The organism is Virgibacillus aidingensis (assembly GCF_010994035.1).
Taxonomy (GTDB): Bacteria; Bacillota; Bacilli; order Bacillales; family Amphibacillaceae; genus Virgibacillus_N.
Genome location: NZ_WIXN01000006.1, coordinates 125,097 through 143,032 on the forward strand (window position 1 = coordinate 125,097; position 17,936 = coordinate 143,032).

Consider the following 17,936-nt stretch of genomic DNA (forward strand, 5'->3'; position numbering starts at 1 on the left):
CCAGCCCTATTGTCAGCAATAGTATAAGTACAAACCTCCGACTGCGCTGAGAACATCATCACGCAATAAGGTCTGCCTTATTCTTCACTTTCTTCTTCCACCTCTGTCTCTTCTTCGAGTTCCTCTTCCTCCTCGATTTCAACCTTGGCGACGGTGGCGACTTCTTCTTCGTCCTGGAGGCGGATTAGACGAACCCCCATCGTGTTTCGCCCTGTCTCGGAGATATCTTTTACCGGAATGCGGATTAATACACCGGCAATGGTAATCAGCATCAGGTCTTCATCCCCATCCACTGCTTTAACGGCAACGACATCCCCTGTTTTATCAGTCAGATTACAGGTGAAAATCCCTTTTCCGCCGCGATTCGTTACCCGGTATTCCGTTTCTTTCGTTTGTTTCCCGTAGCCTTTGCTCGTTACATGCAATATGTTGGCATCTTTTTGCAGAATTTCCATGGAAACCACTTCATCATCCTCCCGGAGTGAAATGCCTTTTACCCCGGCCGCTGTTCTTCCCATGGATCTGATTTGTTCTTCCGGAAAACGGATTAAATAGCCATTTTTCGTCGCAATCATCATATGCTGGTTTCCATCTGTTAAACGTACGGAAATCAGTTCATCATTTTCCCTTAAACCTACTGCAATCAATCCGCCTTTTCTTATGTTTGCATATTGGGAAAGTCTTGTCCGTTTGGAAATACCATATTTCGTAGTAAAGAATAAATAGGCATCTTCCTTGTATTCTGTAACGGAAATAACGGCATTTACCCATTCTCCTTTTTCCACCTGTAAGAGATTAATAATTGGAATCCCTTTTGCAGTCCGGTTAAATTCCGGGATTTCATAACCCTTTATTTTATAAACCTTTCCTTTGTTCGTAAAAAACAGGATCGTATCATGGGTGGAAGTGGAAACGAGATGCTCCACAAAATCATCTTCATTTGTCCCCATGCCCTGAATGCCGCGGCCGCCTCGTTTTTGTGTCCGGTAGGTGGATGACGGCAATCGTTTTATATACCCTTTATGGGTCAGTGTAATGACAATGCTTTCTTCCGGGATTAAATCTTCATCCTCGAAGAAGCCTGCTCCGCCCATCATAATTTCCGTCCGGCGCGCATCGTTATATTTCTCTTTGATCTCCGTAAGTTCCTCCCGGATAATTTCCAGCACTTTTTCTTCATCCGCTAAGATGGCTTTTAACTCATCAATCAGCTGCATTAATTCTTTATACTCGTTTTCGATTTTTTCCCGTTCCAGACCGGTAAGCCGCTGCAGACGCATATCAAGTATGGCCTGAGCCTGTTTTTCCGTCAGTTCAAAACCATTCATCAAACCATCCCGGGCAATGTCTGCTGTTTTGGAATTGCGGATTAAAGAGATTACCTCATCCAGGTTATCAAGTGCAACCCTTAAACCTTCCAAAATATGCGCTCTTGCCTCTGCTTTTCTTAATTCAAATGCCGTCCGGCGTTTAATAATAACGACTTGATGATCCAGATAATGTTCCAGGCATTGCTTAATGGTCAGCACTCTCGGCTGTCCGTCAACAAGTGCCAGCATATTAACGCCAAAAGTCGTCTGAAGGGCAGTATATTTATATAAATTATTCAATACGACATTCGGGTTGACGTCCCGGCGCAGTTCGATGACTACCCGCATACCATTTCTATCGGATTCATCCCGTAAATCTGTAATGCCGTCAATCCGTTTATCCCGGACAAGTTCGGCAATTTTTTCAATCAGTTTTGCTTTATTCACCTGATATGGCAGCTCTGACACAATAATCGTAGCTTTCCCATTTGCCTTTTCTTCAATATTGACTTTTGCCCGAATGGTAATGGAGCCTTTTCCTGTTTCATAGGCTTTGCGGATACCGCTTCTGCCTAGTATTTGGGCTCCGGTTGGAAAATCAGGCCCGTGGATATAGTCTTCCATTAATTCATCAATCGTGATATCCGGATTTTTACTGACAGCGAGCACTGCATCGATCGTTTCACCGAGGTTATGCGGCGGAATATTCGTCGCCATGCCAACTGCAATTCCTGCAGCACCGTTTACGAGCAGGTTTGGAAAACGGGCAGGAAAAACGACCGGTTCCCGCTCCGATCCATCATAGTTATCGGTATAATCAATGGTATCTTTATTGATATCACGTAATAGTTCCATGGAAATCTTGGACATTCTGGCCTCTGTATAACGCATTGCAGCTGCTGAATCCCCGTCAACCGAACCAAAGTTTCCATGCCCGTCCACCAGCATGTTCCGGAAGCTGAAATCCTGTGCCATCCTTACCATGGCCTCGTAAACAGCCGAATCCCCGTGGGGATGGTACTTACCGATTACTTCTCCGACAATACGGGCGGATTTTTTATATGCTTTATCTGCATGCATACCTAAATCATTCATTGCATATAATATTCTGCGGTGAACAGGCTTCATGCCATCACGCACATCCGGCAGTGCACGCGATACAATAACACTCATGGCATAATCCAAAAAGGATGTGCGCATTTCTTTGCTTATATTTATTTCCTGAACATTTGGCCGTTGTTCCTCTGCCATTTTACTACCTCCCATTAGAAAAATGCTGTGGCATTTTTCCAGAAGTCAGTGGTTGTAAGGCCTGAAGTCATTCTCAATTTGACTTATTGCCTCTTGCCTCTGACATCTGTTTTATATATCAAGATTTTGTACATATTGGGCGTTTTCTTCAATAAAGTTTCTGCGCGGCTCCACTTTATCACCCATCAGCATATCAAAGACCTGATCCGCATCAATTGCATCCTTTAATTCCACCTGGAGCAATGTACGGTTTTCCGGATCCATCGTAGTTTCCCAAAGCTGCTCGGCATTCATTTCCCCAAGACCTTTATACCGCTGCAGTCCCGGTTTAGGAGTTTTCGGAAGCTCTTCCAATATCCGCTCCATCTCTTTGTCATCGTATGCATAATAGGCAGCTTTACCCTGCTGTATTTTATACAGAGGCGGCTGGGCAATGTAAATATAGCCGTACTCGATCAATGGACGCATATAACGATAAAAGAAGGTTAATAATAAGGTGCGGATATGGGCACCGTCCACATCAGCATCTGTCATAATAACTACTTTATGGTAACGCGCTTTCGTAATGTCAAAATCTTCTCCAATCCCCGTTCCCAAAGCTGTAATCATGGAACGCACTTCATTATTGGATAAAATTCTGTCCAGTCTGGCTTTTTCCACGTTTAAAATTTTACCGCGCAAAGGAAGGATGGCCTGAAAATGCCTGTCCCGTCCCTGCTTGGCGGAACCGCCTGCAGAGTCTCCCTCCACAATATAAAGCTCACTGATTTCCGCATCTCTTGAGGAACAGTCGGCCAGTTTACCCGGGAGATTTGACACTTCAAGTGCACTTTTTCTCCTTGTCAGCTCTCTTGCTTTCTTGGCAGCTGCCCTGGCTCTGGAAGCCATTAATCCTTTTTCTACAACAATTTTGGCTACAGACGGATTTTCATATAAAAATTTGGAAAACAGTTCACTGAATACATGATCCGTTACAGTCCGGACTTCACTGTTTCCAAGTTTTGTTTTCGTCTGACCTTCAAATTGGGGGTCCGGATGTTTAATGGACACAATTGCCGTCAAACCTTCACGTACATCCTCTCCGGATAAATTAGGGTCAGATTCTTTAAATAAATTATTTTTTCTGGCATAATCATTAATCACCCTTGTTAAGCCGGTCTTAAATCCAAATTCATGGGTGCCGCCTTCATACGTGTGAATGTTGTTCGCAAAGGAGTACAGATTACTTGCAAACCCGTCATTATATTGGATGGCCACTTCAACGGAAATTCCCTCATCTACACCTTCCGCATAAAAAGGCTCGTGGAGCACTTCCCTCGTGCGGTTAATAAATTCCACATAAGAGCTGATGCCGCCCTCATAGTAGTAGCTGATTTGTTCTCCATCTGTCCTTTTATCCTCAATCGTAATTGTCAGGCCTTTGTTTAAAAAAGCCAGCTCTCGCAAGCGCTGGGATAAGATATCAAAGCTGTATTCGATGGATTCCGTAAAAATTTCCGTATCGGGAATGAAATGAGTTATGGTGCCGGTAATATCCGTCTCCCCGATAACTTCAATTTCTCCCTGGGGAATGCCTTTTCTGAACTCCAAGTAATGGATTTTATTATCCCGATGGACATACACTTCCAATTTCGATGAAAGGGCATTGACAACAGAAGCGCCAACCCCGTGCAATCCGCCGGAAACTTTGTAGCCTCCGCCGCCAAACTTGCCGCCGGCATGCAGCACAGTCATGATTACTTCCAGGGCAGGTCTTCCTGTTTTTTTCTGGATATCAACCGGTATACCCCGGCCATTGTCTTTTACCGTAATACTGTTGTCCTTTTCAATAATGACGTCAATCTTGTCACAATATCCTGCCAGTGCTTCATCAATACTGTTATCCACAATTTCCCAGACTAAATGATGCAGCCCTTTTTCTGCAGTAGAGCCAATATACATTCCCGGCCGCTTCCGTACGGCTTCCAGTCCCTCCAGTACTTGAATCTGATCCGCACCATATGCCTGATTATTTGCAACGTTATCTTCCATTGACATAGTTTCACTTCCATTTCTATCTGAATAAAAAAACGTAAATATATATGCTTGCCCACTATGAGAACAACCTTGCCTGCTGTTTAAAGATATTCCTGAAAACTTTGCGTTCTTGGAAGCATTTTGCTTTGGAATTTATGCCTCATGGTGGATGCTCCGGTTTCACTAATCCGGATAAGAAAGTTTCTCATCTTTATAAAAGAAAATGGATGAGGGCTACATTTCAATTTCTTTAATATCATCTGAAAAATCGTCTAGTTTATCTATCGTGGATATCATGCTTGCCCTTTTTTTCAGTGTTGTTACGGACAATGTACTGTAGTAAATATGATCTCTCGTAACCATGACAGATTTGGCATCTGCCCTTGGTCCAATGATTTTCCCTTCTTTCTCCGACCCTTCCATGAAATTTTCCATAATGGTGGAAGATGAAATTAAATTATAATCCAGAATGGCTATCACATCACCGGATCTTATTGCATTGTCGTTTCCAATATGAATGAACATCGTATCTCCCTTTCGCATTATGTAACTATTTTTCCATCTTTCACATGATAGAGTTCCGCTTTTTTCAATGTTTCATGGTTAATCCCCTCAACACTTGTGGTAGATACAAATGTCTGCACCTTTCCCTGAATGGTGCTTAAAAGATGGGATTGTCTGTAATCATCCAATTCACTTAAAACATCATCGAGAAGTAAAACAGGATATTCGCCAACCTCATGACAGATGAGTTCGATTTCTGCGAGTTTCACGGATAAAGCCGTGGTCCGCTGCTGTCCCTGGGAACCGTAAACCTGGACGTTTTTGCCATTAACATAAAACAGCAAATCATCCCGGTGGGGTCCAATTAATGTGGTGCCGCGTTCAATCTCTTTTTCCTGTACTTCCCGGAATTTATTCATATACATGGATTCTATTTTATCTTTATTATCATTTTCGGTAACATCTATGGTTGGAGCATAGGCAATTTCCAGCTCCTCCAGCTTTCGGCTGATCCCATGATGTATGGGAATTGCCCATTTCCGCAATAAATCAAGAAAAACAAACCGTTTTTCCATTAATGTTGCTGCGTGGGATATTAACTGATCCGTTAAAATTTCCAGTATACTTTTATCCTGGTGAAAGTTTCTTTGCATCTGTTTCAATACAGCATTTCGCTGTTTTAATATTTTTTGATACTGTCCCAAATGATAAACATAGGTCGGCTGGATTTGCCCCAGCTCCATATCCATAAATCTCCGGCGTATTTGCGGCGGGCCTTTCACAATGGTCAGGTCCTCGGGTGCGAACATTACCACATTCAGGGCTCCAATATAATCACTTAGCCGCGGCTGTTCCAGATGATTGAATTTCGCCTTTTTTCCTTTTGCGGAAATAATGATTTCCAGCGGAAATGACTGGTTTCTTTTTGTAATCCTGCCTTCTATTTTAGCATATTCCTTATCCCATTGAATAAGTTCTTTTTCCCTGGATGTCCTGTGGGATTTGGTAAATGCAAGCAGGTAGATGGCTTCCATCAAGTTCGTCTTTCCCTGGGCATTTTCTCCGATAATGACATTGATCTTATCATCAAAAGTGATATCAAGTCCCTCATAATTCCGGTAATTATTTAATGTCAGCTGTTCGATATGCATGCTTAATCCTCTTTTGTAACGATGTAAGAACCGACGCCTTCTATCTCTACTACGTCATTGGGATACAGCTTTCTTCCCCGCCTGTGTTCTTGTTCTCCATTTACGATGACGCCTTCCTGCTGGAGAAAAAGCTTTACCATTCCGCCGGATTCGAGAATATTAATGATTTTTATAAATTGGCCCAGCGTAATATATTCCGTGCTTATGCTCACTTCTTCATGCATTTCATCACCGATTCTATTGTTTATTTATTAGTATATTACCTATAGAAGTCTTATAAACCTATTTTACTAAAGTTTTTGCTTTATTGAAAGGTTTACCCCTTTTTTTATACAATCAGGCTTATTTCGCCTTTAAATTGCTTTTAAAAAAGGGGAAAAAGAGCAGGAAGAGTCAATTGTTTAGGATATATTTACCAATTTTGTTCATTGATAAAGTTTTTTTTGAAGAAATATGTTCATATAACATGGTGATAATTAATAAACCGTATTTGCCCGTCTTTTAGTATTTGGATTATACGTGAGATTTAAAAATATTTAATAATTCTAATTACATTTTTGGGGGGCTGCGGGTACAGTAGTTCCTCGTCCCAGCAAAAACCATTGCTGAAAATTTCTTTTTTAACGTGTTAAAAAAAATGCTCACTATCCAATAGATAATGAGCTGAAATAATGGCAGTTATGAGTTATATAAGCAGGATTTACCAGACGGAAAGCTGCTTGTTAATATGTTCGGATCGGCAGGATTAACTGCAGAATCTCAGCACCGTTGACCGGCCGGATAATAAATGGCCGCATCGCCCCGGTGAATTCTATTTTCACCTCATCAAAATCTATGGCCTTCAGTGCATCCATCATATATTTTGAGCTGAAGGATATTTTCAGATCCTCGCCTTCCATCGATTGAATGCCAATTTCTTCTGTAACAGTCCCTACCTCAGGGGAGTTACTTGAAATTTCCGCACTGTTATTGTCGTTTGTTGTCAGCCTTACCACATTATTATGATCATCCTTGGCAAGAAGGGAAGCACGATCGATGGTATGTAGAAGCTCCTTCGTTTTTATTTGCAGTGCTGTTTTACTTTCTTCCGGAATCAGCCGGGACGTTTCCGGGTATTTCCCATCCAGCAGCCGGGAAAGAAAATATAAATTTTCTGTCCGGAAAAGTATTTGATTATTAGTTACACTTATCTCTATTTTTTCATCATTATCCGTTAAAATTTTATTCAATTCATTCAAGCTTTTGCCAGGAATAACGAGACTGGTAATTTCTGTTTGAGCATCATCTACCGGAATTTCCTGCATGGCCAGACGGTGACTGTCAGTTGCAGAGAATGTCAGTTTATTATCAAGCAATTTAATTTGCACCCCGGTTAAAATGGGACGGCTTTCCATTGTCGCAACAGCAAAAACAGTTTGTTTAATCAAGGCTTTTAACGTGTTTGTGGATAGTTCAAAACTGTCTTCCGTTTGCAATTCAGGAAGCAATGGATATTCATCCGGATCCTGGCCGTTTAAATGGAACAACGCTTTTCCCGAGCGAATGGCAACTTTTAATTGAGGATCCATTTCGATTTCCACGGTTTCCTCAGGTAATTTGCGAATAATGTCAGGAAAATATTTCGCATGCAGCACAATACTTCCTTCCTGTATTATTTCTGCATTTATTTTTTTATTATCCATCTCTTCATCTGCTTCATCAGTCTTTTTATCAACAAATTCTTCGACAGCCGGGATAAAATATTTTATCGTTATATCTGAATCACTGCCAGTTAGCGTAATTCCCTCTTTCGCTGCTTCCAATTTAACCCCTGTCAGAATCGGTACAACTGTCCGTGATGAGATAGCTTTCATTACATCTTGCAGCCCTGAGATTAATTTCTGGCGATTAATAATAAATTTCATTCGATTATCCTCCTCATGGAAGTTCTATATATTTATTTTATTTAATAAAAATACAGTAATAATAATAAGCGCTGTGATTATTGTGGATAAATGAAGTTTGATTGCTGAAACACAGTTATTCACATGTGGACAACCTGTTTATGATTTCTTACTTTCATTCACATTTCTTCACAGGCAATTGTTCAGAATGATTTCAGCTTTTCTTTCAGTTCTTCTAATTCTTTAGTAAGTTCCGTATCTTTTTCCATCATTTTGGTTACTTTATCATGGGCATGGATCACCGTTGTATGATCCCGTCCGCCAAATTCTTCCCCGATTTTCGGCAGAGAGGAGTCGGTTAATTCCCTGGATAAATACATGGCAATCTGCCTTGGAAAAGCGATAGCTTTTGTGCGTTTTTTTGCAAGCATTTCTTCCAGGCTGACATTATACTTTTCCCCTACGGTTTCCTGGATAAGCTGAATTGTAATCACCCGGGGTTTGCTGCTTGGAATGATATCCTTTAGTGCATCTGCAGCCAGGGAGGCATCGATATCCTGATTTACAAGAGAGGAATAGGCGACAACCCGAATTAATGCACCTTCAAGCTCCCTGATATTTGTATCAATTTGATTGGCAATATACAGCATGACTTCATTTGGTATATCGAGGCCTTCTGCTTTTGCCTTTTTTGACAGGATAGCAATTCTTGTTTCCAGGTCCGGCGGGGTTATATCTGTAATCAGCCCCCATTCAAATCGGGATCGCAGCCTGTCTTCCAGTGTTGGAATTTCTTTTGGCGGTCTGTCACTGGATATAATAATTTGTTTGCTTTCCTCATGCAGCGTGTTGAATGTATGGAAGAATTCTTCCTGGGTTGATTCCTTGCCTGCAATAAATTGAATATCGTCAATTAATAAAACATCTACATTCCGGTATTTATTGCGGAAAGAAGTGGTTTTATTGTCCATAATGGCGTTAATAAATTCATTTGTAAATTTTTCCGATGATAAATAAACCACTTTTGCATTCGGATCATGTTCCTGGACATAATGACCGATTGCCTGCATCAGATGGGTTTTTCCCAGTCCTACACCACCATAAATAAAAAGCGGATTGTACGCTCTTGCAGGAGCTTCGGCAACAGCAAGGGAAGCAGCGTGGGCAAATCGGTTCCCCGCACCAATGACAAACGAATCAAAGGTGTATTTTTCATTAAGCATCGTTTTGTTTGCTTCATTGCCTTTGTTTGGATCCGGCTGCTGCTGGGATTGATTATTTTCCTTTTCAACACTGCTGTCAGGTACGATAAATTTCGTATGTAATTCGGTTCCGGTAATATCAAGTAAAATTTCGGAAATAAATTGTGTATACTGGTTTTCCAGCCAATCTCTCGCAAACTCGTTCGGAGCGGAGATGATCAATGTGTTTCCATCAAGACCTTCTGCTTTTGTATATTGCAGCCATGTTTCGAAGCTTGGTTTGCTTATTTTTTCTTCTATCTTTTCCAGCGTTGCTACCCATAAATCGTTAATATTTTCCAATGGTGTCTTCACTCCTTTCATCAATATATGCATCTAAATGCTATGGGATAAAATATTGCGCCAATGACACAAAAAGCCTCTCTCTATCTCGTAAAGAAGAAAAAGGCACGTTGGAAATTTTGTACAAAAAATTATATGGTTTACCTCTTATTATTTATTTGGTTTGGTTATGGAAATTTTCGGGCATCCTGCTGGAAAAATGAAAATAGGCCTGTGGACAGATTGAATGGATGTATAAAGGCATTTAAATACTTACAAACGTTTTCCACAAATCTGTTGATAACATTATACTATGGTATGTGAATTAATATCCACAACATATCCACAAACTGTAGATAACTCATTTAAGAACAGGTCCTTTCCACAGAGTTAAACACAATAATAATATCAAAAAAACCCAGTAACTGCAATGTTTTTTCGACACTTATCCACAAATTCAACAGGTTGTATACAAATTTCGTTAACAGCACTATATTTTGTGATTTTCTTGTCGATAATTGTTGTGGATGAAAAAAATTGGCGGAAAAATTATGGACACCGTATGTGGATAAGCAATTTTTATTTAAATATAGCTGAAAAAGTTATTATTAGCCAAAGCAATGAAATTTTATTTTAAAAAATATAGGCAGGGTATGCTGGATGGCTGGATAGTTAATTGTTGTATAACAGTATGGTTGTACTTTTATACTTTATATGATGAGAATTAGGCATGATAAGATGGGGATCAATCAGCATTCCCGGATGATTTGGCAAGGTATGTTTCTTTGAATAACGGGAAAGGTTCAATGGGTGGGCAGTTTGATGAAGTGAACCGAACCCGGTTATTTTATTTCTGAAAGAGGAAATTTTGCTGGAGGTGAAGCGCCTCCGTATTTCAATTGAAAAAATCAATGTTGACAGATGCTATCATGATTACGTATAATTACAAAGACTGTCTTATGGAGAAATTTTACTTCGGATTTTACATCCTTTTCAGGAGGTGCAGAATAAATGAAAAGAACATTTCAACCGAATAACCGTAAACGTAAGAAAGTGCATGGCTTCCGGTCAAGAATGAGTACTAAAAATGGACGTAAAGTACTTGCCCGCCGTCGCCGCAAAGGAAGAAAAGTATTATCTGCATAGGCCACTGACATTTCAGTGGTCTTTTTCAGGATAGAAGAGTAAAAAGCCGGAGCGGAAGAGGCTGAACGAGTATAGTTGCAAGCATATCCGCTCAGGTTTTCTATATTTTTTGAGGATTTAAAAGTCAGCCACCAGGTTATGTACATAGTTGGAAATGGACAGGCTTGAAGCAGGATCTACTAAGGTGATACGAAATGAAAAAGGAATACAGGATAAAAAAAAATGAAGAATTTCAGCAGATTTTTAAGCGGGGAAAGTCTTTTGCCAATCGGCAGCTGGTTATCTATTACGTGAAAAAGCCCGGGCAGCTTCATTTCAGAGTAGGGCTGTCTGTCGGAAAAAAAATAGGCAATGCAGTGACGCGAAATCGGATAAAGCGCTATTTGCGCACATCTTTTCAGGAATTGGAAGATGAAGTTAAACATGAATACGATTATGTTGTCATTGCCAGACAGCCGGCAAAAGTTATGAATGGTAAAGAGATAAAGAAAAGCCTGGTTCATTTAATACATAAAGAACAGTTATTCAAAAAATAGTTGTTGTTTAATATAGAAACTTATAGACATATAGGCTAAAATAGCAGATAAGGAAATGCATTAAGTTTTTATCTTTCATTATAGCAGACAGGAAATTTTACACTTCCATGCCGGATAGAAGCATGTTAGTAGAAGTTTAGGTGAGAAGCTAATTTTAATTTGTTTTGTTCTATCAGCCTGGGGATAACCCGGCTTGGCAATATAGTTAGGAGGAAAGATTTTGCGTAAAAAGTATCTATTGCTCGCGGGATTATTATTCACCGTGGCAATACTTTCCGGTTGTACAGAAATCGATCAACCAATTACATCTGAAAGCGAAGGAATATGGAATAGTTATTTTGTTTATCCATTATCATGGCTGATCACGTATTTTGCTGAATTGTTTACCAGTAATTATGGGCTGTCTATCGTTATCGTTACAATTCTGATCCGTTTAGTCCTTTTGCCGTTAAACATTAAACAATTGAAAAGCTCACAATCAATGCAGGATATTCAGCCGGAGCTAAAGAAACTTCAGGAGAAATACAGTTCAAAAGATGCCAATACACAGCAAAAATTACAGCAGGAAACCATGGCTTTATTTCAAAAACATGGGGTAAATCCGCTTGCAGGCTGTTTGCCAATCTTTGTGCAAATGCCGATATTAATTGCCATGTACCATGCCATTATGCGTACAGAAGAAATAAGTAAAGGTACTTTTCTCTGGTTTGAACTGGGTTCAACGGATCCAATATTGCCGATTATTACGGCTGCAACAACCTGGCTTCAGCAAAAACTGATGATGGCTGGTTCATCAGCAGCGCAAAATCCGCAAATGATGGTCATGCTGTGGGTCATGCCGATTATGATAGGTACGTTTGCCTTTTTCTTCCCGTCAGCGTTAGCGCTCTACTGGGTAATCGGTAACTTCTTTATGATTGCTCAAACATTATTTATCCGTAAGCCGATGATGGCGAAATCAGCAAATACTGGGGGCGTCAAAAAGTGAGAGAATTAACTGCCAGTGGTCAAACAGTTGAAGAAGCGGTCCAGTCAGCGTTAGAGCAGTTAAATACTACAAGGGACCGGGTTGAAATTGAAGTTATTGATGAAGGAAAAAAAGGGCTGCTTGGTGTATTTGGATCCAAGCGTGCCTACGTAAAAGTAAAAATCAAAAAAAATCCAATTGAAGCAGCAGAGAACTTCATTCATGAAGTGGCAAAAAATATGAATATTGATGTGGAGATAGCAACCACAGTAGAAGGAAATCACGTTACATTTGAAATGAATGCGGAAAATATTGCGCTGTTAATCGGAAAGCGCGGTCAGACATTAAATGCTTTCCAATACCTGGTGCATCTTGCATTAAACAGAGATTCCGATGAATATTATTCCGTTACACTGGATGCAGAAGGATATCGGGGAAGAAGAAAAGAAACCCTGGAATCCCTTGCTGGGAAAATGGCAGACAAAGCGGTACGGCTGAATAAAAAAGTGGCTCTGGAACCAATGCCGGCCTTTGAACGAAAAATTATTCACAGTGCATTGCAGGATCATGAAAATATTACAACATATTCAGATGGAGCAGAACCGCATCGCCATATTGTCATCAAACCAAATTAAATGATATACAGAAGAGCGAGGCTGGGACAGAACACTAAGTAAGCATAGAAAAGACGAACAATCCACCATATTAGCTCCGGAAATATACGTAGACTCCTGGGACTATGGTACAGCGGTTCCTCGTCCCACCGAAAAGATTTGCGGGAGCAAAGGCATCGGTAAGACCCCACAGTGCGTTAGCAATTTTTACTTGCGAGGAGTGCTGCACCACTGAGACACTTGCAACACGACGAGCACGAGGAGGCTTACCAGCCGCCCGCGGCAAACCAGACACCGAGAGAACGACCCAAGGGAGTTTGAACGGATGTCGCACTTGTGCCAATGGTGAAAGCGTAGTATATTTCCGGAGCGGGTTTTAAGCGCCTGATGAAATTCAGGCGTTTTATTATGGCCTGATTCGGGAAATCATTAATTAATAGCCTCGTTCAGGAAGGAGATATGGATATGCAAAAAAGGGAACATGCTGATCATCAGGGAAAAGCAAAAGAAATTGCAGATAAAACATATCATCCGGAAAATCAGGATAATGGGGAGGAACTGACCATCATCCACGAACAGGTAGGGAATACGTATAAGGATGGGACCATTGATATAAAAAAGAAATAATTCGTTAAAATAAAGTAATGAACATGTTAATAATTCCTTAAACAAAACCGTCTGTTCACATGTGGATAGACGGTTTTGTTATTTTATGCTGTGGACAACTTTATTTTTACAGGTATTTGTGATATTCTATTTTGTTAGTGACAATAAAAGTAATCAGTTGCTGATTGATATATAAATTTGCTTAAATCCAATGATTAAGCTGAACAAAAAAGGAGGTGCAGCAGATGGAAACAGATACAATTACAGCAATATCCACACCAATTGGAGAAGGTGCAATTTCTATTGTAAGGTTGAGCGGACCGGAAGCAATTCCGATGGCCGCAGCCATTTTTCAGGGAAAAGATATTACAGAAGCAGCTTCCCATACGATGCATTATGGAAAAATTGTAGATCCGGCAACAAATGAAGTTGCAGAGGAAGTGATGGTTTCCATCATGCGAGGCCCTAAAACATTTACCCGCGAGGATATTGTTGAGATCAATTGTCACGGCGGGCTCGTTTCCGTGAACCGTGTACTTGAGATTGCTTTAAGTCAGGGAGCAAGATTGGCTGAACCCGGAGAGTTTACGAAACGCGCCTTTTTAAATGGCCGTATTGATTTGTCCCAGGCCGAGGCTGTCATGGATTTAATCCGCGCAAAAACGGATAAGGCAATGTCTGTTGCACTGAAGCAGATGGATGGACGTCTGTCCGGCCTGATTCAGCGGCTGCGGCAGGATTTGCTGGAAACCGTTGCCCATGTGGAAGTAAATATTGATTATCCTGAATACGATGACGTGGAAGAAATGTCCCATGATATGATGCGAAAGAAGACGAAGGAAGTGCATCAGGAGATAGAAGAACTGCTGCAGGTAGCAAAGCAGGGAAAAATTTTAAGAGAAGGACTGGCTACTGCTATTATTGGACGGCCGAATGTAGGGAAATCCTCTCTTATGAATGCACTTGTTCAGGAAAATAAAGCGATTGTGACGGAGATTCCCGGGACAACGAGGGATATTATTGAAGAATATGTCAACGTCAGGGGAGTGCCGCTGAGACTTGTGGATACTGCGGGTATCCGGGAGACAGAGGATATTGTTGAAAAAATTGGTGTGGAACGTTCCAGACAAGTGTTAAAGGAATCAGATCTCATATTGTTCGTATTGAATTATAATGAGGAGCTGACAGCGGAAGACAAAAAGCTTTTTGAAGCAATTGAAGGTCTGGACTTTATTGTTATTATGAATAAAACAGATCTTGAGCAAAAGCTTTCCCTGGAAGAGGTAAAGGAGCTTGCTGGGGAGAATGCGGTTATTTCCACGTCTCTCATTGAAGATGAGGGTATTGATGATCTGGAAGCGGCCATTGCCAAAACATTTTTTGCCGGTGAGATTGATACCGGGGATTTAACATATGTGTCCAATGTAAGGCATATTCAACTGCTGAAACAAGCCAAGCAGGCACTTGAGGACGCCATGGAGGCAATTGAACTTGATATGCCGCTTGATATTGTACAAATAGATGTAACAAGAACATGGGAGTTTCTAGGTGAAATTATTGGCGATACAGCCAGTGACAGCTTGATTGATCAGCTGTTTTCCCAGTTCTGTTTAGGAAAATAGGGAAATCTGTAAAAATTGAAAGAAAGGGTGAAAATGATGACCTATAATGCAGGCCATTATGATGTTATCGTTGTCGGTGCCGGCCATGCAGGGATGGAAGCAGGTGTTGCCGCTGCCCGTATGGGTTCAAAAACACTTATGCTGACACTGAACCTGGACATGATTGCTTTTATGCCATGCAATCCATCCATTGGCGGTCCGGCCAAAGGAATTGTTGTCAGGGAAGTGGATGCCCTTGGCGGAGTAATGGGTAAATTGATTGATAAATCATTTATCCAAATGCGCATGCTCAATACGAGAAAAGGACCTGCCGTGCAGGCTTTACGGGCACAGGCAGATAAAAACGTATATATGCAGGAAGCGAAAAAACTGCTGGAAAATGAAGAAAACCTTACCCTGCATCAGGGAATGGTAGATTCTCTGATTGTGGAAGATGGTGTTTGTAAAGGTGTTGTGACGGAAACGAAGGCCGTCTACACTTCGGAATCAGTCATCATTACGACTGGAACTTTTATGCGCGGAAAAGTATTGATCGGTGATGTGGAATATGAAAGCGGACCGAATAACCAGCGGCCTACGTTGAAGCTTTCCAATAATCTGGAGGAACTCGGCTTTAAGCTGACCCGTTTTAAAACAGGAACGCCGCCACGGGTCATCAGTCATTCCATTGATTACTCCAAAACGGAAATCCAGCCTGGAGACGAGAATCCCAAATATTTTTCGTATGAAACAATAGATCGTGTTGTTGAGCAGCTCCCATGCTGGTTAACCTACACGAATGAATTCACACACCAGGTTATTAATGATAATCTTGGAATGTCTGCCATGTATTCCGGTGTAAAGCGCGGGACAGGGGCGAGATATTGTCCTTCCATCGAGGATAAAATTGTCCGTTTCAATGACAAGCCGCGGCATCAGATTTTCCTTGAGCCGGAAGGAAGAGATACGGATGAAGTGTATGTACAGGGGCTATCCACCTCACTGCCTGAATATGTACAGCATGAAATGATTAAAACCGTGCCGGGTCTGGAAAATGCGCAAATTATGCGTGCAGGCTATGCCATCGAATATGATGTAGTCGTTCCTTCCCAGCTTTGGCCGACAATGGAAACGAAAAATATAGAAAATCTGTTTACTGCAGGGCAAATTAACGGAACATCCGGGTATGAAGAAGCAGCAGGACAAGGGATCATGGCAGGAATGAATGCGGCAGCCAAATTATTTGGAAAAGAACCGATAATACTGGATCGTTCCCAAGCCTATATTGGTGTCATGATTGATGATCTGGTTACAAAAGGAACTAACGAACCTTACCGCCTGTTGACATCCCGTGCCGAATACCGCTTGCTGCTGCGCCATGACAACGCTGACCTCCGCCTGACAGAAATCGGTTACCAGGCAGGCACGGTGGATGAGAAACGCTATGCAAAATACGAAGAAAAGAAACGTTTGGTGGAGCAGGAAAAGAAACGGTTAAACAAATTGATAATTAAACCTTCAGCAGATATGAATAAATTTCTCGAAGACATGGGAACACATCTGAAAGAAGCAGTGAAAGCATATGACCTGCTGAAGCGGCCGGAAATCACCTATGAGAATATTGAAAGTATTCTTCAGCCGGATTCTGATCTGCCGGAAGAAGTAAAAGAGCAGGTAGGTATTCAAATTAAGTATGAAGGTTATATTAAGAAGGCAAAAGAACAGGTTGACCGCATGCTGAAAATGGAAGACAAAAAAATACCGGATGATATTGATTACAATGCAATAAGCGGAATTGCCACAGAAGCCAAGGAAAAACTGAAAAAAATCCGTCCGCTGTCCGTTGGGCAGGCATCCAGGATTTCCGGTGTAAACCCGGCAGATGTTTCCATCTTATTGGTTTATATCGAGCAGGGGGATATCGCCAGAGTGGCAAATTAATGTCTTATTTGCAGGCAGGGAATGACAGGTTTTCCTGACTGCCGCCATGAATATAACAAAGATTCAGGAAGATCACATGTTCGTGTGATCTTCTATCTACATAAGGAGACTTATAAATGAACGCAAATACATTTGCTTTACATTTAAAAGAGCAGGGGATTCATCTTTCTGAAAAACAGCTTGAACAGTTTCATATTTATTATGAAACACTGGTGGAATGGAATGAAAAAATTAACCTTACTGCATTAACAGAAGAGGGAGATGTGTATGAAAAACACTTTTTTGACTCCATCTCAGCAGCTTTTTATTATGACTTTAATAAACCTGTCGAAATTTGCGATGTAGGTTCCGGTGCTGGCTTTCCAAGTATTCCGCTGAAAATATGCTACCCGCATATAAAAGTGACCATTGTTGATTCTTTAAAAAAGCGGATTCATTTCTTAAATCAACTGGCTGCAGATCTTGATTTGAAGGATATTGCTTTTTATCATAACCGTGCTGAAAATTTTGGTAAAAACGCCAGTTACAGAGAAAATTTTGATGTTGTGTCCGCCAGAGCAGTAGCACGTATGTCCGTATTGGCAGAACTTTGTTTGCCTTTGGTTAAAAAAAATGGGGTCTTTTTGGCCATGAAAGGGTCACAGGTGAACGAAGAATTGGATATTGCGGCTTCAGCTATAGAAATATTAGGCGGAAATTTAAGGGATACACATACATTTATTTTGCCGGAAGAAAAGAGTGAACGTTCCATTGTTATTGTCGATAAGAAAAGAAAAACACCCAAAAAATATCCAAGAAAAGCGGGGACGCCTAATAAGGATCCAATAGAGTAGAAGCAGCACGGGAAAACTTTCAGCTCTAATATCGTCATACCAAAAATACTGCCA

At 41.0% G+C, this 17,936-nt stretch carries 15 protein-coding genes; 8 read left to right on the forward strand and 7 right to left on the reverse strand.

Annotated features, from left to right (window positions below; translation table 11 throughout):
- Positions 1-77: 77 nt before the first annotated feature.
- The 7 genes from gyrA to dnaA form a co-directional block, all read right to left on the reverse strand.
- Entirely contained in the window at positions 78-2,561 is a 2,484-nt protein-coding gene (gene gyrA, locus GHD25_RS07005; protein ID WP_164215671.1) for a DNA gyrase subunit A, read from the reverse strand.
- A 111-nt stretch (positions 2,562-2,672) separates the two neighbouring features.
- On the reverse strand, positions 2,673-4,598 hold the full coding sequence (gene gyrB / locus GHD25_RS07010; protein ID WP_164215672.1) for a DNA topoisomerase (ATP-hydrolyzing) subunit B: 1,926 nt from the start codon (positions 4,596-4,598) through the stop codon (positions 2,673-2,675).
- 213 nt (positions 4,599-4,811) lie between these two features.
- A complete protein-coding gene (gene remB / locus GHD25_RS07015) occupies positions 4,812-5,120 on the reverse strand; it encodes an extracellular matrix regulator RemB (protein ID WP_346426776.1) in 309 nt (102 codons plus the stop codon).
- A complete protein-coding gene (gene recF, locus GHD25_RS07020; protein ID WP_164215673.1) occupies positions 5,120-6,232 on the reverse strand; it encodes a DNA replication/repair protein RecF in 1,113 nt (370 codons plus the stop codon). Before recF ends, remB begins: the two co-directional genes overlap by 1 nt.
- Before the next feature lie 2 nt (positions 6,233-6,234).
- Entirely contained in the window at positions 6,235-6,456 is a 222-nt protein-coding gene (yaaA, locus tag GHD25_RS07025) for a S4 domain-containing protein YaaA (protein WP_164215674.1), read from the reverse strand.
- A gap of 498 nt (positions 6,457-6,954) precedes the next feature.
- On the reverse strand, positions 6,955-8,136 hold the full coding sequence (dnaN, locus tag GHD25_RS07030) for a DNA polymerase III subunit beta (protein ID WP_164215675.1): 1,182 nt from the start codon (positions 8,134-8,136) through the stop codon (positions 6,955-6,957).
- A gap of 182 nt (positions 8,137-8,318) precedes the next feature.
- Positions 8,319-9,659, reverse strand: a complete 1,341-nt coding sequence (gene dnaA / locus GHD25_RS07035) for a chromosomal replication initiator protein DnaA (RefSeq protein WP_164215676.1) — start codon at positions 9,657-9,659, stop codon at positions 8,319-8,321.
- A 990-nt stretch (positions 9,660-10,649) separates the two neighbouring features.
- Between dnaA and rpmH the strand changes: the two genes are divergently transcribed.
- From rpmH to rsmG, 8 genes are all read left to right on the forward strand, one after another.
- Positions 10,650-10,784 (forward strand): 50S ribosomal protein L34, encoded by a 135-nt coding sequence (rpmH, locus tag GHD25_RS07040; protein WP_069717992.1) that lies wholly within the window; start codon positions 10,650-10,652, stop codon positions 10,782-10,784.
- A gap of 194 nt (positions 10,785-10,978) precedes the next feature.
- Positions 10,979-11,320, forward strand: coding sequence for a ribonuclease P protein component (rnpA, locus tag GHD25_RS07045; RefSeq protein WP_164215677.1), 342 nt, complete (start codon positions 10,979-10,981; stop codon positions 11,318-11,320).
- 220 nt (positions 11,321-11,540) lie between these two features.
- Entirely contained in the window at positions 11,541-12,308 is a 768-nt protein-coding gene (spoIIIJ, locus tag GHD25_RS07050) for a YidC family membrane integrase SpoIIIJ (RefSeq protein WP_164215678.1), read from the forward strand.
- A complete protein-coding gene (gene jag, locus GHD25_RS07055) occupies positions 12,305-12,922 on the forward strand; it encodes an RNA-binding cell elongation regulator Jag/EloR (protein WP_164215679.1) in 618 nt (205 codons plus the stop codon). Before spoIIIJ ends, jag begins: the two co-directional genes overlap by 4 nt.
- Before the next feature lie 444 nt (positions 12,923-13,366).
- A complete protein-coding gene (locus GHD25_RS07060) occupies positions 13,367-13,528 on the forward strand; it encodes a YozQ family protein (RefSeq protein WP_164215680.1) in 162 nt (53 codons plus the stop codon).
- Between the two features lie 224 nt (positions 13,529-13,752).
- Complete coding sequence (mnmE, locus tag GHD25_RS07065) at positions 13,753-15,129, forward strand: tRNA uridine-5-carboxymethylaminomethyl(34) synthesis GTPase MnmE (RefSeq protein ID WP_164215681.1); 1,377 nt, start codon at positions 13,753-13,755, stop codon at positions 15,127-15,129.
- 36 nt (positions 15,130-15,165) lie between these two features.
- Positions 15,166-17,049 carry a tRNA uridine-5-carboxymethylaminomethyl(34) synthesis enzyme MnmG gene (gene mnmG / locus GHD25_RS07070; protein WP_164215756.1) on the forward strand — a complete coding sequence of 628 codons (1,884 nt, stop codon included), beginning with the start codon at positions 15,166-15,168 and terminating at the stop codon, positions 17,047-17,049.
- A gap of 116 nt (positions 17,050-17,165) precedes the next feature.
- On the forward strand, positions 17,166-17,882 hold the full coding sequence (rsmG, locus tag GHD25_RS07075; RefSeq protein ID WP_164215682.1) for a 16S rRNA (guanine(527)-N(7))-methyltransferase RsmG: 717 nt from the start codon (positions 17,166-17,168) through the stop codon (positions 17,880-17,882).
- The last annotated feature ends 54 nt before the right edge of the window (positions 17,883-17,936 follow it).

Excerpts from the sequence above, each read along its gene's own strand:
- gyrA (WP_164215671.1), bottom strand. The coding sequence starts at position 2,561 with ATGGCAGAGGAACAACGGCCAAATGTTCAGGAAATAAATATAAGCAAA.
- gyrB (WP_164215672.1), bottom strand. The coding sequence starts at position 4,598 with ATGTCAATGGAAGATAACGTTGCAAATAATCAGGCATATGGTGCGGAT.
- remB (WP_346426776.1), bottom strand. The coding sequence starts at position 5,120 with ATGCGAAAGGGAGATACGATGTTCATTCATATTGGAAACGACAATGCA.
- recF (WP_164215673.1), bottom strand. The coding sequence starts at position 6,232 with ATGCATATCGAACAGCTGACATTAAATAATTACCGGAATTATGAGGGA.
- yaaA (WP_164215674.1), bottom strand. The coding sequence starts at position 6,456 with ATGCATGAAGAAGTGAGCATAAGCACGGAATATATTACGCTGGGCCAA.
- dnaN (WP_164215675.1), bottom strand. The coding sequence starts at position 8,136 with ATGAAATTTATTATTAATCGCCAGAAATTAATCTCAGGGCTGCAAGAT.
- rpmH (WP_069717992.1), top strand. The coding sequence starts at position 10,650 with ATGAAAAGAACATTTCAACCGAATAACCGTAAACGTAAGAAAGTGCAT.
- rnpA (WP_164215677.1), top strand. The coding sequence starts at position 10,979 with ATGAAAAAGGAATACAGGATAAAAAAAAATGAAGAATTTCAGCAGATT.
- GHD25_RS07060 (WP_164215680.1), top strand. The coding sequence starts at position 13,367 with ATGCAAAAAAGGGAACATGCTGATCATCAGGGAAAAGCAAAAGAAATT.
- mnmE (WP_164215681.1), top strand. The coding sequence starts at position 13,753 with ATGGAAACAGATACAATTACAGCAATATCCACACCAATTGGAGAAGGT.
- mnmG (WP_164215756.1), top strand. The coding sequence starts at position 15,166 with ATGACCTATAATGCAGGCCATTATGATGTTATCGTTGTCGGTGCCGGC.
- rsmG (WP_164215682.1), top strand. The coding sequence starts at position 17,166 with ATGAACGCAAATACATTTGCTTTACATTTAAAAGAGCAGGGGATTCAT.